This is a genomic window from Halomonas sp. 11-S5, assembly GCF_029889825.1.
Lineage (GTDB): Bacteria > Pseudomonadota > Gammaproteobacteria > Pseudomonadales > Halomonadaceae > Halomonas.
Genome location: NZ_JARANW010000003.1, coordinates 100,195 through 114,586, shown reverse-complemented (window position 1 = coordinate 114,586; position 14,392 = coordinate 100,195). Strand labels below are relative to the sequence as shown.

Annotated in this window: 10 protein-coding genes and 1 tRNA gene; 4 read left to right on the top strand and 7 right to left on the bottom strand. The window is 66.0% G+C overall.

Annotation, left to right across the window (positions count from 1 at the left end; genetic code table 11):
- Positions 1-105: 105 nt before the first annotated feature.
- Positions 106-182 (bottom strand) — tRNA-Met (locus OP497_RS03570).
- An 85-nt stretch (positions 183-267) separates the two neighbouring features.
- Complete coding sequence (locus tag OP497_RS03565) at positions 268-1,233, bottom strand: choline ABC transporter substrate-binding protein (RefSeq protein ID WP_280546580.1); 966 nt, start codon at positions 1,231-1,233, stop codon at positions 268-270.
- Between the two features lie 182 nt (positions 1,234-1,415).
- Here OP497_RS03565 and betI point away from each other — a divergent pair, with 182 nt between their 5' ends.
- From betI to OP497_RS03545, 4 genes are all read left to right on the top strand, one after another.
- Positions 1,416-2,018: a transcriptional regulator BetI gene (gene betI, locus OP497_RS03560; RefSeq protein WP_280546579.1), complete on the top strand. Its 603-nt coding sequence runs from the start codon at positions 1,416-1,418 to the stop codon at positions 2,016-2,018.
- 12 nt (positions 2,019-2,030) lie between these two features.
- Positions 2,031-3,515: a betaine-aldehyde dehydrogenase gene (betB, locus tag OP497_RS03555; protein WP_280546578.1), complete on the top strand. Its 1,485-nt coding sequence runs from the start codon at positions 2,031-2,033 to the stop codon at positions 3,513-3,515.
- Between the two features lie 174 nt (positions 3,516-3,689).
- Positions 3,690-5,393, top strand: coding sequence for a choline dehydrogenase (gene betA, locus OP497_RS03550; RefSeq protein ID WP_280546575.1), 1,704 nt, complete (start codon positions 3,690-3,692; stop codon positions 5,391-5,393).
- 325 nt (positions 5,394-5,718) lie between these two features.
- The gene (locus OP497_RS03545) at positions 5,719-8,166 is read left to right on the top strand and encodes an acyl-CoA dehydrogenase (protein WP_280546573.1); all 2,448 of its coding nucleotides are present in this window, start codon (positions 5,719-5,721) and stop codon (positions 8,164-8,166) included.
- Between the two features lie 121 nt (positions 8,167-8,287).
- Here the strand turns inward: OP497_RS03545 and OP497_RS03540 are convergent, their stop codons facing one another.
- The 5 genes from OP497_RS03540 to OP497_RS03520 all read right to left on the bottom strand — a co-directional run bounded on the left by OP497_RS03540 (position 8,288) and on the right by OP497_RS03520 (position 14,362).
- Positions 8,288-10,102 carry an SLC13 family permease gene (locus OP497_RS03540; RefSeq protein WP_280546571.1) on the bottom strand — a complete coding sequence of 605 codons (1,815 nt, stop codon included), beginning with the start codon at positions 10,100-10,102 and terminating at the stop codon, positions 8,288-8,290.
- Positions 10,103-10,144: 42 nt separating this feature from the next.
- Positions 10,145-10,321: a hypothetical protein gene (locus tag OP497_RS03535; protein WP_280546569.1), complete on the bottom strand. Its 177-nt coding sequence runs from the start codon at positions 10,319-10,321 to the stop codon at positions 10,145-10,147.
- Positions 10,322-10,454: 133 nt separating this feature from the next.
- Complete coding sequence (locus tag OP497_RS03530) at positions 10,455-11,261, bottom strand: enoyl-CoA hydratase-related protein (RefSeq protein WP_280546567.1); 807 nt, start codon at positions 11,259-11,261, stop codon at positions 10,455-10,457.
- Positions 11,258-13,462: an acetate--CoA ligase gene (locus tag OP497_RS03525; protein WP_280546565.1), complete on the bottom strand. Its 2,205-nt coding sequence runs from the start codon at positions 13,460-13,462 to the stop codon at positions 11,258-11,260. Before OP497_RS03525 ends, OP497_RS03530 begins: the two co-directional genes overlap by 4 nt.
- Positions 13,463-13,555: 93 nt before the next feature.
- A complete protein-coding gene (locus OP497_RS03520; RefSeq protein WP_280546562.1) occupies positions 13,556-14,362 on the bottom strand; it encodes an enoyl-CoA hydratase/isomerase family protein in 807 nt (268 codons plus the stop codon).
- Positions 14,363-14,392 lie beyond the last annotated feature (30 nt).

Below are 14,392 nucleotides of genomic sequence, written 5' to 3'. Positions count from 1 at the left end.
GAAAGGTCAAGCGGGGATTGGCATTCTGCCCCCTCGCGAGGAGCACCGGGACACACAAAAAACGCCCGCCAGGGCGAGGCCTGGCGGGCGTTTTTTTGTGTGTCCTGGTGGCTACGCCCTGATTCGAACAGGGGACCCCATCATTATGAGTGATGTGCTCTAACCAGCTGAGCTACGTAGCCTTATCAACGGCTTGCCCGGCCGAGGCCGGGCAACGGGGAAGGATTATGCACGCGGGCCCGCCGCATGGCAAGCCCGCGCGCGCCCTCACGCCTCGATGTCGAGGGCGCGCTTGACCGCCGGCAGCGCCGGCTCGCCCTCACGGGTCTCGATGCCCTCGAGCCAGGCCTCCAGGACCTCGGGGTTGGCCTGCAGGTAAGTACGGGCGGCATCGCGGGGATCGGAGCCCGCGTCCATGATCTCACCCATCAGCTGGTTCTCCATCTCGAGGGTGAACTCGAGGTTTTCCAGCAGCGCACCGACGTTGGCACACTCCTCGACATAGCCGCTACGGGTGTTGGTGTAGACGGTGGCGCCGCCGAGGTCGGGGCCAAAGTAATCATCGGCACCTTCCAGGTAGGCCATGTCGAAGTTGGTGTTCATCGGATGCGGCTCCCAGCCGAGGAACACCATCCACTGTTCTTCCGGCACCCGGGCACTCAGCTCGGCGAGCATGCCGGCCTCGCTGGAGTCGATCAGCTGCCAGTCGCCCAGGCCGAAGGCGTCATCGTCGATCATCTGCTGGATCAGCTGGTTGCCGTCGTTGCCGGCCTCGATGCCGTGGATCCGGCTGTCGAACTGCTCGGCATGCTCGGCGAGATCGGCCACCGAGGTGACGCCGGCATCGTGGACATACTGCGGTACCGCGAGGGTGTACTTGGCGCCCTCGAGGTTGGCCCCCAGGCGATCGATATCGCCATCCTCAACGTAGGGGTCACTGATCGATGCCATGGAGGGCATCCAGTTGCCCAGGAAGACGTCGAAGTCGCCGTTCTTCATGCCCTGGTAGGCGATGGGCACTGAGACGGTATCGATACGGGTGTCGTAGCCCAGCGCCTCGAGTACCTCGGTGGTGAGCGCGGTAGTCGCGGTGATGTCGGTCCAGCCGACCTCGGCGAAGCGTACGGTCTCGCAGCTCTCGGGCTCGGCGGCCTGCAGCGGCGAGACGGAGAGACCGAGGGCGGCGGCGCCGAGCCCCAGGGTCAGGCGACGATTCAGGTTGCGGGTGAGCATGAAGACACTCCTCTTGTGGCACTTGAAGTATAGCCGCAGTGGCAGTACCACCGGTCAGCGGGTTGGTCTGCCAGACCTTTATTGATTGAACGTTCAATAAAGGTCTGGCAAGCTGTGCACATGGTAACCATGCTTCATGTGGTGGTTGCAAGATCAATTCCCCGGGAAAGGAGCCAGCAACGGTGCCCAAGGTTGGAATGGAACCCATCCGCCGCCAGCAACTGATCAAGGCCACCATGGCGGCGATCGACGAGGTCGGCCTGGCCGATGCCACGGTGATGCGTATTGCCCGCCACGCGGGCGTATCCGCCGGCATCATCAGCCACTACTTCGGCGGCAAGGACGGCCTGCTGGAAGCCACCATGCGCCAGATCCTCAGCGATCTTGGCGAAGCGGTGGCGGCGCGGCGCCGCGAGCTCTCCACCACGAGCCCCCGGGACCACATCGGCGCCATCATCGACGGCAACTTCGACCGCAGCCAGGTCACCGGGCCGGTGGCCAAGACCTGGCTAGCCTTCTGGGCCAGCAGCATGCACAAGCCGGAGTTGGCGCGCCTGCAGCAGGTCAATGACCGGCGCCTCTACGCCAACCTCTGCCACCAGTTCCGCCGCGTGATGCCCCGTGACAAGGCCCGCGCCTGTGCCCGAGCGCTGGCCGCGCTGATCGATGGCCTCTGGCTACGCGGCGCCCTGACCCACGAAGGCCTGGACAGTGACGAGGCGCGCCGCCTGGCCCGGGACTATCTCGATCGCCTGCTGGATACCCACCACACAACTTCTTCTTGAAGGGATAGCCACATGCCATCTCTGGACACCCAGACCCTCTACATCGACGGCCGTCACACCGCCGCCACTTCCGGCGAGACCTTCACCGTGGTCAACCCCTTCGACGGCTCACCGCTCGCCGAGGTGCAGCAGGCCGCCGAGGCCGACGTGGACACCGCCGTGGCCGCCGCCCGCAAGGGCCAGCGGACCTGGGCGGCGATGACCGGCATGCAGCGCGGCCGCATCCTCAATCGCGCCGTGGCCTTGCTCCGTGAACGCAACGATGAGATCGCCGAACTCGAGACCCGCAACACCGGCAAGCCGATCAGCGAGACGGCCGCGGTGGACATCGTCACCGGCGCCGACGTTCTCGAGTACTACGCCGGCCTGGTGCCCGCCATCGAGGGCAGCCAGATCCCGCTGCGCGAGGATTCCTTCGTCTATACGCGCCGCGAGCCACTGGGCGTGATTGGCGCCATCGGCGCCTGGAACTACCCCATCCAGATCGCCTGCTGGAAGACTGCCCCGGCGCTGGCCGCCGGCAACGCCGTGGTCTTCAAGCCCAGCGAAGTCACTCCGCTCACCGTCATGAAGCTCGCTGAGGTCTTCACCGAGGCCGGCTTGCCCGACGGCGTCTTCAATGTCGTCCACGGCGACGGCCGCGTCGGTGCGCTGATGACCGGACATCCCGGCATCGACAAGATCTCCTTCACCGGCGAGGTGGGCACCGGCAAGAAGGTGATGGCCGCCGCCGGGGGCTCCACCCTCAAGGACGTGACCATGGAACTGGGCGGCAAATCGCCGCTGATCGTCTTCGCCGACGCCGACCTGGATCGCGCCGCCGACGCCGCCATGATGGCCAACTTCTACTCCAGCGGGCAGATCTGCACCAACGGCACGCGGGTCTTCGTCGAGGGCTCGGTGAAAGAAGCCTTCGAGGCGAAGATCACCGAGCGCGTGGCGCGCATCCGCGCCGGCGACCCGCTGGACCCGAGCGTCAACTTCGGCCCTCTGGTGAGCTTCGAGCACCAGGAAAAGGTGCTCTCCTACATCGCCCTGGGCAAGCAGGAAGGAGCCACGGTGCTGGCCGGCGGCGAGGCCTGGGACCAGGGCGAGCACGGCGGGGTCGAATGGTCAAGAGGCGCCTGGGCGGCCCCTACGGTGTTCACCGACTGCACGGACGAGATGCGCATCGTGCGCGAGGAGATCTTCGGCCCGGTAATGGCGATCCTCGCCTTCGATGACGAGGAGGAGGTGATCCGCCGCGCCAACGATACCCACTACGGGCTGGCCGCCGGCGTCTTCACCGAGCATCTCAACCGCGCCCACCGGGTGATCCACCGCCTGGAGGCGGGCATCTGCTGGATCAACACCTGGGGCGAATCCCCCGCCGAGATGCCGGTGGGCGGTGTCAAGCAGTCCGGCGTGGGCCGCGAGAACGGCCTCGAGACCCTGGCCCACTACACCCAGACCAAGTCGGTGCAGATCGAGATGGGCCCCTTCGAGTCGGTGTTCTAAGCCTTCCGTCACCTCTAGCGCCGCCTACCCCACTGCCAGGGGCGCCGGGGGCAGGTCGTAGCGAGGGTCCTGTGCCAGGGACGGCATCGGTAGCGCCCAGGGATGGGGTCACAGCGCCCTCGCGAAGGCCTGCCGCCGGAACAGCCCCGTATAGATGTTGCCTCAGGAGACTCCATGTCCCAGATCCGTGAATTCGACTACGTCATCATCGGCGCCGGCTCTGCCGGCAACGTGCTGGCCACGCGCCTGACCGAAGACGAAGATGTCTCGGTGCTGCTGCTCGAGGCCGGCGGCCGCGACCACCGCTTCGACTTCCGCACTCAGATGCCGGCGGCGCTGGCCTATCCGCTGCAGGGCAAGCGCTACAACTGGGCCTTCGAGACCGACCCCGAGCCGCACATGGATGGCCGACGCATGGAGTGCGGCCGCGGCAAGGGGCTGGGTGGCTCCTCGCTGATCAACGGGATGTGCTACATCCGCGGCAACGCCCTGGACTACGACCACTGGGCCAAGGCGCCGGGCCTTGCGGACTGGAGCTACGCCGACTGCCTGCCCTACTTCCGGAAGTCCGAGACCCGCGACATCGGTGCCGATGACTACCATGGCGGCGACGGGCCGGTGAGTGTCACCACCCCGAAAGAGGGCAACAACCCCCTGTATCGGACCTTTATCGAGGCGGGCAAGCAGGCCGGCTACCCGGAGACCGAGGACGTCAACGGCTACCAGCAGGAGGGCTTCGGTCCCATGGACCGCTTCGTCACCCCGAACGGCCGGCGTGCCTCCACGGCCCGCGGCTACCTCGACCAGGCCAAGGGGCGACCAAACCTGACCATCGAGACCCGCGCGCTCACCGACGTCATCGCGTTCGAGGGCAAACGGGCCACCGGCGTGCGCTACTTTCTCAACGGCGATCGCAAGGGCGAGCCGCGCCAGGCCCGCGCCCGCCGCGAGGTGCTGCTGTGCGGCGGGGCCATCGCCTCGCCGCAGATCCTCCAGCGCTCCGGCATCGGGCCGAAGGAGGTCCTGGACGAATTCGGCATTCCCCCGGTGCACGTCAACGACAACGTCGGCGCCCATCTCCAGGACCATCTGGAGATGTACATCCAGTACGAGTGCACCCAGCCGATCTCGCTCTACCCGGCGCTGAAGTGGGTCAACCAGCCAAAGATCGGCGCCGAGTGGCTCTTCCTGGGCAAGGGCGTGGGGGCCAGCAACCAGTTCGAGGCGGCGGGCTTCATCCGCAGCAATGACCAGGAGGAGTGGCCCAACCTGCAGTACCACTTCCTGCCCATCGCCATCAGCTATAACGGCAAGAGCGCGGTGCAGGCGCACGGCTTTCAGGCCCACGTGGGCTCCATGCGCTCCGAGAGCCGCGGGCGCATCCGCCTGGCCTCGCGCGACCCCGAGGCCGCGCCGAGCATCCTCTTCAACTACATGTCCAGGGAGAAGGACTGGCAGGAGTTCCGCGATGCCATCCGCCTGACCCGCGAGATCATCGCCCAGCCCGCCTTCGACCCCTATCGCGGCCGCGAGATCTCGCCGGGGCCGGACGTGGCCTCCGACGCCGAGCTGGATGCCTTCGTCAAGGCCCATGCCGAGACCGCCTACCATCCCTGCGGCAGCTGCCGCATGGGCGAGGGCGACGATGCCGTGGTGGACGGCCAGGGCCGGGTGCACGGCGTGGCGGGGCTCAGGGTCGTGGACGCCTCGCTGTTCCCGCTGATTCCCACCGGCAACCTCAACGCGCCGACCATCATGCTCGCCGAGAAGATCGCCGAGCGTATCCGCGGCCGCGAGCCCCTGCCGCGCTCGGACGCCCCCTACTACGTGGCGGGTGACGCCCCGGCCCGCGGCGAGCCCCAGCGCCGCCTCGACTGACAGCGCCAGTCCCTCGGCTCCCATGCGCCCCGCCCTGCCCTGCAGCGCGGGGCGTTTTTGGATTACAGACCATCGCGGATGACTACCACGCTCGGGCTTTTCCGGCGACAGCGAGGGCGAGGGGGCGCTGTAAACCCCTCACTTGGCACTACCGACGCCATTCCTGGCGTAGGCCCCCCTCTATGACCTGCCCCCGGCGCCTCTCGCTCCTGCCGACGTCTAAGGCACGAGACCATGGCTGGCCAGTTGCAGGAAAGTGGACTAGTCTGCAAGAATTCAAACGTCTGTTCGAATCCTTGCGTTCCACAATAACCGGAGTCACTCCATGCTCACCCTGATCCTGCTGATCGTGGCCGTGGTCGGCCTGCCGGCGATAATGCGCCGCGAGGCGGGCGCCCTGCCCGCCCTGGTCCTGCTCGCCGTCACCGGCCTGGCCAGCCTGCTCCTCGCCTCCTCGCTGCTGGGCGTGGTGCTGTTGCTCGCGGCCGCGCTGGTGGCCGTGACCGGCCTTCCCGCCCTGCGGATCCGCTGGCTCTCGCCGCGCCTCTTCGCCCTGTTCAAGAAGGTCGCGCCCCGAGTCTCGGAGACCGAACGCACGGCGCTCGAGGCCGGCACCGTGGCCTGGGACGGCGAACTCTTCACCGGGCGCCCCGACTGGCAGACGCTGCTCGCTTTCCACGATGAGGGGCTCACGGCGGAGGAGCAGGCTTTCCTTGACCACCAGTGCAGCGTGGCCGCCGGCATGTGCAACGCCTGGGAGATCGCCCGGGAGCGCGCCGACCTGCCCCAGGAACTCTGGGACTACCTCAAGCGGGAAGGCTTCTTCGGCATGATCATCCCCCAGGCGTACGGCGGCCTCGGCTTCTCCGCCAAGGCCCAGTCGCTGGTCCTGCAGAAACTCTCGGTCAGCGAGACGCTGATGGTCACGGTGGGCGTGCCCAACTCCCTGGGCCCGGGCGAGCTGCTGCTCAAGTACGGCACCGAGGCCCAGAAGGACCACTACCTGCCGCGGCTGGCCGACGGGCGCGAGATCCCCTGCTTCGGCCTCACCGGCCCGCGTGCCGGCAGTGACGCCACGGCCCTCCCCGATACCGGCGTGGTCTGCCGGCAGGAGGTCGACGGCGAGGAGGTGCTGGGCCTGCGCCTGAACTTCGAGAAGCGCTGGATCACCCTGGCGCCCATCGCCAGCGTGGTGGGCCTGGCCTTCCGGCTCTTCGACCCCGACCACCTGCTGGGCGAGGAGAGCGATCGCGGCATCACCCTGGCGCTGATTCCGCGCGACACCGCGGGCATGGAGATCGGCCGCCGCCACCACCCCATCGGCAGCCCCTTCCTCAACGGGCCCATCAAGGGCAAGGACGTCTTCGTGCCGCTCGATACCATCATCGGCGGGCCCGAGATGATCGGCCAGGGCTGGCGGATGCTGGTGGAGTGCCTCTCCATCGGCCGCTGCATCACCCTGCCCTCCGGTGCCACCGGTACCGCCCGCTACGCCCTGGGCTGGAGCGGCGGCTTCGCCCGTATCCGTCGCCAGTTCAACGTGCCGGTGGCCGAGATGGAGGGGGTCCAGGAGCCCCTGGCGCGCATGGCGGCGCTGGCCTACGTCTCCCGGGCCGCGGTCTACCAGACGGCCAACACCATCGACCACGGCGAGAAGCCGGCGGTGCCCTCGGCGATCCTCAAGAGCCAGCTCACCGAGTTCCAGCGCCAGATCCTCGGCGACGCCATGGACATCCACGGCGGCAAGGCGGTGACCCTGGGGCCGCGCAACTACCTCGGCATCGGCTACAGCGCCAACCCGGTGGCGATCACCGTGGAAGGCGCCAACATCATGACCCGCAACCTGATGATCTTCGGCCAGGGAGCGATCCGCTGCCACCCCTACGTGCTCGAGGAGCTGGCCGCCAAGGAGGCCGACAACCTGCCAGCCTTCGACCGCGCCTTCTTCGGCCATGCCGGGCTGATCTTCGGCAACGCCGCCCGTGCTCTCACCCAGGGCCTGGGACTCGGCCGGCCAGGCGTGCCCTTCGACGAGGTCGCCGCGCCCTATGCCCGGGATGTCGCCCGCCTCTCCGCCGGCTTCGGGCTGTGCGCCGATGCCGCCATGGCGAGCCTCGGCTCGACCCTCAAGCAGCGGGAGATGCTCTCGGCGCGCCTGGGCGACGTGCTCTCCAACCTCTACCTCGCCTCGATGACGCTCAAGCAGTGGCACGAGGGCGACAAGGTCGAGGGCGAGGCCGCCCTGCTGCACTATGGCTGCCGCTTCCTGCTGGGTCGTGCCGAGCAGGCCCTGGACGAGCTCTTCGACAACCTGCCGAACCGTGCCCTGGGTCGGCTGCTGCGCGTCGTGGTCATGCCCGCCGGGCGCCGCTGGAAGCGCCCCCAGGATGACCTGACCCGCGAGATCGCCCAGGCCGTCTCCCGCGACACGGCGCTGCGCCATTACCTGCTGGAAACCACCTGGCAGGAGAACGATGGCAGCCGGGACAATCCCCTCGCCCACTACAATGCCCTGCTGGTCAGCCAGGAACGCGCCGAGGAGCTCTACCGCCGAGTCCAGAAGGCCCATGCCAAGGGCGAGCTGCCGGCTGACGCCCTGCACCCCGAGCAGAAGGTGGAGGCTGCACGGGAGAAGGGGCTGATCTCCGCGGAAGACGCCACCTTCATGCGCGAGCGCGAGGCCGAGGTACTCGAACTGCTCAGCGTGGACGACTTCGAGTACGATGCCTTCGTCATCGACAAGAGCCAGGTACCGCGCCATAACGCCGCCTGAAGCACATCAACCAGCCCGCGCGAGTCAATGCCATCTTCAAGAGGAGAATACATCGGAAAGGAGGTGGCATTGCCGGTGAGGGTTTCTTCGGCGAAAAGATAGGCGGCGTGTGGAGAACGACTTAGATTGTCCAGTAGATCGCGCAGCTCGTTACCACCATCAGCATCAGGTTCAGTGGCGCACCCACGCGCGCAAAATCGGTGAACTTCATCGCCCCCGTGCCATAAATCATGGTATTGGTCTGATAACCAATAGGCGACAGGAAGCTGGTCGATGCCGCGAACATGATGGCCATCACCAGGGCCAGTGGCTCCAGTGCCAGTTGCTGGGACAGCGAGATGGCAACCGGCACCAGTATCACGGCGGACGCATTGTTACTGACGATCTCAGTTAGCACCGTGGTCATGGCATACAAGGCCATCAGGATGAATATAGGGTGCCAGGCCCCCGCATACTGGGCGATCAGGGAACCCGCCCAGTCGGCCGCCCCGGACTTGGTCATCGCGATACCCAGGGGAATCACACCGGCGAGCAGGAAGATCACACTCCAGGAAACATCCTCATACATCTCCTGATAGGGGATGCAACCTGTCACGGCCATGGCGATAACGCCAGCGATCGCAGTCAGCACGATAGGCATCGGCGTCAGAACCGCCAGGAAGATCACGGCTGCCACGATGCCACCGGCGGTGATCATGCGGCGTGAGCTGAATTCATCCTCGAACTGATCGAGCAGAACGACATCGTAACTCCTCTGCAGCCGTTTCAGGGCGGTTTTCGAGATGTCGAGCAAGACGACCTCCCCGACATGGAGTTCCTGGTCAGCCAGGCGCGTGGAAGTCACTTCATTGGTACCCAGGCCGATCAGGTGCGCATTGAAACGCCTCCAGAGATCTACTTTACTCGCCTTGCGTCCGTCGAACAGCAGCCGGTTGCGCAGCAGCACCTGTACCACCTGAGTATCGGTGCGTGCCTTACCGCTATCGTTGAATTCTGAAAGCACATCTACCCCGTCTTCCTTGATCAGATCCATGATCTGGTGCGCGAAAGTACAGACTATGATGACGTCATCAGGCTTTATTTCAGTTTCGGTCGCCTTATCGGTCCAGGTCTTTCCACCACGGATCAGCCGCTTGACCTCTACGCCGCTGATAGCCTCGAAATTTGCATCTTCCAGCGTCTTGCCGACCAATTTGCTGTCATGGTTAACCGTGAGTTCAGTGACGAATTCCTGTTCCTCTTCGTTGACCACCGGGTTGGCATCCTCCTTTGGCAAGAGCCAGCGCCCGATAAACAGGAAGTAGACCAGTCCGCTAAGGAGGACCAGAGTGCCGATATGTGTGAACTCGAACATCATCAGCGGCCGGCCGAACGACGGGGCATCGGCGAGAATGGAAGAGGTCAGGATATTCGTAGAGGTACCGACCAGCGTCAACGTGCCGCCCATCATGCCGAAGAAACTGAGAGGGATCAGCACCCGGGAGGCCTTGAAATCGCTGTTTCTGGCAAGATTCAGCATCAGCGGGATGGCCATTGCCACCGCAGCCGTATTATTGATGAAACCTGATACCAAGCCGATCATCACGCCCACGACAATAATCTGTCGCGTCTCGGAATTGCCGATCAGGGGTATAAGTTTCTTGGCCAGCAGATTGACCATTCCCGAACGCTGGATGCCGCCCGACAGGATGAACATACACAACACCGTCACCGTTGCCGTGCTGGAAAAACCCGACAGGCTTTCGGATATGCTCGGAAATGAAGACTTCAGGTCGACCCCTCTCTCCATAAGCCACTGCGAATGGAAAAGCTGAGGAATGGCCATCACGGTGGTCAAGATGGTCATGGCAGTGACATCGATCGGTAGTTTCTGTGAGGCGAACAGATATAGTCCACCAGCTGTAATCAGAAAAACGAGCGCGATTTCGATGGTCATTAGTACATTCCTGGGAGCTAGATTTTGCCTGAGGTTAATGATTCAACCCACGATCACGATGAAAGCCAGTCCCGACAGAGCAACATCGCCCGGCACCAGCCCCAGGATCACCGAGCCCAGCAACGCCGAGAGCGCCACCAGGTCGTAGCGGAAGCGCCCCCAGACGAAGGCGGCAAGCGTCAGCCCCAGGACAATGAAGACCAGCGTGCTGTCGGCCATGACACCTCCCTGTCCCTTCATGGAGATTCAAGCACATCAGCCGCGGGACAGAAAAGCCAGACCTTTCGCCCCCGACCGGATGCGCAGAGCCCGGCCGATGCCGGGCTCTGCGCAGATTGACTGGCCGCAACGCCTACTTCCTGGCCATCTTCTCCAGCATGGCATTGACGGCCTCGAGGTGCTCGGGCTCGTTATGGCACATGCCCTGGAAGTTCGCACAGAGGTCGAGGAAGTCGGGCAGCTCCATGCGGCTGCCCATCTTCATCAGCCGCTTGGTCAGGCGCGTCGCCTTGGGCGGCTGGGCCGCCATCTGCCCGGCCATCTCGCCGACCCGCTCGAGCAGCGCCTCGGGCTCGGTGACCTCCAGCACGATGCCATACGCCTTCGCCTCCTCGGCGTCGATCACCCGGCCGGAGAGCGTCAGCTCGAAGGCACGCTGGTAGCCGATCAGGCGCTGCATGAACCAGGCGCCGCCGTCGCCGGGGATGATGCCCAGGGTGAGGAAGGTCTCGCCGAACTTGGCCTTGCGGGAGGCGATGCGCACGTCGGCCATGTTGGCCAGGTCGAAGCCGGCCCCGATCGCCGGGCCGTTCACCGCGGCGATGATCGGCACCTCCACGCCCTGCAGAGCCAGCGGGATACGCTGGATGCCACGCCGGTAGCGGCTGGCGACCTCGGCCACGTCACCGGCGAAGTCGCCGTCGCGCTCGGCCATGTCCTTGACGTTGCCTCCCGCGGAGAACGCCGAGCCCGCCCCGGTGATGACCAGCACGGAGACCTCGTCGCAGGCATTGACCCAGTCGGCCACGGCCACGATGTCATCCACCAGGGCAGTGCCGGTCAGGGCATTGCGCACGTCGTGGCGGTCCAGGGTCAGGGTGGCCACCCGTCCCTCAAGCGTCAGGCGGGCATCGGTCAGTGACGGCAGGCTCATGCTCATGCTCGGGCGTCCTTGTCGGTGGCATCGCTGTCACGGTCGACGATAACCCGGGCATCCACCACCGCATAGCCGTCGGCATTGACGATCACCGGGTTGAGGTCGAGCTCCTTGAGGTCCGGGTAGGCGGCGACGATGCTCGACACCTTGAGCAGCAGCTCGACCAGCGCCTCCTTGTCCACGGCGGACTCGCCGCGCACCCCCTCGAGGATCCGCTTCGCCTTGATCTGCTCCACCATGGAGCGGGCGTCGTGGCGCGACAGCGGAATGGCGCGGAAGGCCACGTCCTCGAGGATCTCGACGAAGATGCCGCCGAGGCCGAACATCAGCACCGGGCCGAAGATCGGGTCGCGGATCACCCCGACGATTACCTCCACGCCCTTCTTCGCCATGGGCGCCACCAGCACGCCCTCGATCTCGGCATTGGCGTCGTAGGCCATACAGGATTCAAGGATCGCCTCGCGGGCATCCTGCATGGCAGCCTCGCCCACCACGTTGAGCATCACGCCGCCGGCGTCGGACTTGTGCAGGATGTCCTTCGAGACCACCTTCATGGCCAGCGGCGTCTCGCCACTCTCTCCTGCAAACCGGCTCGCCGCCTCGGCCAGCTCCGCCTCGTTGCGCACCACCAGTTCCAGCGGCACATCGACGCCGTGATCGCGCAGCAGCTGCTTGGCCTCGTACTCGAAGAGGTCACGCCCCTCGGCCCGGGCCTGCCGGAACATGGCGGTAAGCTCGAGACGGGCCTCCACCGGCGTCTCGCGGGACTGGCCATGCGACTGCGCCAGGTACTGGCCGCGCTCGCCCAGCGCCGCGAGCACCCGGACCGACTGCTCGATGGAGGCATAGACCGGCAGGCCCGCCTCGTGCAGGCGACGCAGCGCCGGCGGCTTGATCGGCGTATAGAGGCTGTAGATCACCAGCGGCTTCTCGGTGGCATTGGACAGATCCACCATCGCCTCGGCGCCACGCATCTCGTCGCCCAGCAGCGACTCGGCGAAGCGGATGCTGTAGCCGCCGAACATGCCCACCAGGAAGACGCTGTCGACGTTGTCGTCGGCGGCGACGATCTCCATGCAGGTGGCGAGCAGCGAGGGGTTGGCATCGGTGGAGCCGGCCACGTCGACCGGGTTGACCGTAGATGCCTGGGGGAAGAGCACCTCGCGCAGCTTCTGGCGTGTGGCTTCGGAGAGCTCGGCGAGCTCCAGGCCCGCCTCGGCCAGGCGGTCGGAGGCGATGGTGGCCTGGCCGCCACCGTCGGAGATCACTGCCACCCGCTTGCCGCGGGACTTCTGCAGCAGCCCCAGGCCCTCGGCCACCGGCAGGATCTCGTCGGAATACTGCACCACGCTGACCCCGGACTGCCTGAGCAGGTCCACGGTCATGGCGTAGCTGCCGGCCAGGGCCCCGGTGTGGGAGCTGGCGGCCTTCTGGCCCTGCTCGGTGGAGCCGGACTTGTAGACCACCACCGGCTTCATGGCGGTGACGTCACGGGCCACCTCGAGGAACTTGCGGCCGTCCCGGAAGCCCTCCACGTAGAGGGTGGCGACCCGGGTGTGCTCATCCTCGCCCAGGTAGCGCAGGTAGTCGTTGAAGCCGATGTCGCTCTGGTTGCCGGGGCCCACGTAGGTGGAGAAGCCCACCTGGCCGTTGTGCTGGGCCTCGAGGGCCAGCGACAGCAGCATGTTGCCAGACTGGGAGATGATACCCACGTCGCCCGGCTTGACGTTGTCCAGCGCCAGCAGGTTGATCCGGTGGTGCAGGTTGAAGATGCCGGAGGTGTTGGGGCCGATGATGCGCACCCCGTGCGCCTCGGCCTTGGCCATCATCTCGCGCTCGAGGGCAGCACCTTCCCCGCCGACTTCGGCAAAGCCGCTGGCCAGTATCACCGCCCCCTTGATGCCGCGGCGGCCACACTCGGCGATCAGCCCGGGCACCGTGGGCGCCGGCGTGCAGATCAGCGCCAGCTCCGGGTTGCCGGGGATCGCCGTGACCGAGGGCCAGGCCTTGACCCCGAGGATCAGGTCGGCCTTGGGGTTCACCGGATAGATGTCGCCGCGATAGCCGTCCTTGATCAGGCCGACCATGGCCTTGTAGCCCCGCTTGGTGGGGTCGGCGGAGGCACCGATCACCGCGATGCCGGTGGGCGCCAGGATGTCGTGCAGCGGGCTGCGGGTCGGGAGGTGTCCTTCGATGGGATTCATGTGCTGCTGACCTTGACCGCAAGGGTCGTTGAACGGTGACAACGGGCCCGGGGAATGGCCGGGCACGAGAGATCGGGATTACTTGCCCTGGACTCATTTCCCTTGAAACAGGGGCGCGCGCTTCTCGGCGAAGGCGTCGACGCCCTCCTGCCAGTCTTCGGTGGTGGAGCAGGTGAAGACCGCATCGAGCTCCTGCTGCAACTGGCTCTCCAGGTTCGTGTCGCTGCCCTGGTTGACCAGCCTCTTGAGCATGGCGATGGAGACCGGCGCCTGCTTCGCCAGCTCGCCGGCCAGGGCCCGGGCCTCGTCGAGCAGGGAGTCGGTGGTCCAGCTGGAGGTTGCCAGGCCGATGCGGGCGGCTTCCTCGCCATCGATGCGTCGGCCGGTGAAGAGCAGCCGGCGCGCCTGGGCCAGGCCTACCAGCTCGGGCAGGAGCTTGGAGACGCCGCCACCCACGCAGGTGCCGATGCTGGTCTCGGGGAAGCCGATCTGGGCGTCGTCGGCCATCAGGATGAAGTCGCAGGAGACCGCCATCTCGGCGCCGGCCCCCAGGGCATAGCCGTTGACGGCGGCGATGACGGGCTTGTTGAGGCGCAGGATCGCCTCGCAGACGTCGTTGCCCAGCTGCAGGTACTGGCGGCGCTGGAACAGCGAACGCTTGGCACTGCCATGCTCCTTCATGTCGGCGCCGACGCAGAAGGCGCGCCCCTCGCCGGTGAGGATTACGGCACGGATATCGACATCGGCGGAGGCGACGGCGAGGGCATCGAGCAGCTCGGTATACAGCGCTTCGACCACGGCATTGAGGCGATGGGGCCGGTTGAAGCGGATCTCCATCACCTGGCCGTGGCGCTGGGTGATCAGGGTCTCGTAGGCGGGATGTTTGGCGGAGTGGCTCATGTCGGGTTCGGTGGTTCCTGGGCGTGGTTG

What these genes read in the sequence shown, in the direction of transcription:
- OP497_RS03530 (WP_280546567.1), bottom strand. Translation starts at nt 11,261, where the DNA reads ATGAGCATGAGCCTGCCGTCACTGACCGATGCCCGCCTGACGCTTGAG.
- betA (WP_280546575.1), top strand. Translation starts at nt 3,690, where the DNA reads ATGTCCCAGATCCGTGAATTCGACTACGTCATCATCGGCGCCGGCTCT.
- OP497_RS03565 (WP_280546580.1), bottom strand. Translation starts at nt 1,233, where the DNA reads ATGCTCACCCGCAACCTGAATCGTCGCCTGACCCTGGGGCTCGGCGCC.
- OP497_RS03545 (WP_280546573.1), top strand. Translation starts at nt 5,719, where the DNA reads ATGCTCACCCTGATCCTGCTGATCGTGGCCGTGGTCGGCCTGCCGGCG.
- OP497_RS03525 (WP_280546565.1), bottom strand. Translation starts at nt 13,462, where the DNA reads ATGAATCCCATCGAAGGACACCTCCCGACCCGCAGCCCGCTGCACGAC.
- OP497_RS03535 (WP_280546569.1), bottom strand. Translation starts at nt 10,321, where the DNA reads ATGGCCGACAGCACGCTGGTCTTCATTGTCCTGGGGCTGACGCTTGCC.
- OP497_RS03540 (WP_280546571.1), bottom strand. Translation starts at nt 10,102, where the DNA reads ATGACCATCGAAATCGCGCTCGTTTTTCTGATTACAGCTGGTGGACTA.
- OP497_RS03520 (WP_280546562.1), bottom strand. Translation starts at nt 14,362, where the DNA reads ATGAGCCACTCCGCCAAACATCCCGCCTACGAGACCCTGATCACCCAG.
- betB (WP_280546578.1), top strand. Translation starts at nt 2,031, where the DNA reads ATGCCATCTCTGGACACCCAGACCCTCTACATCGACGGCCGTCACACC.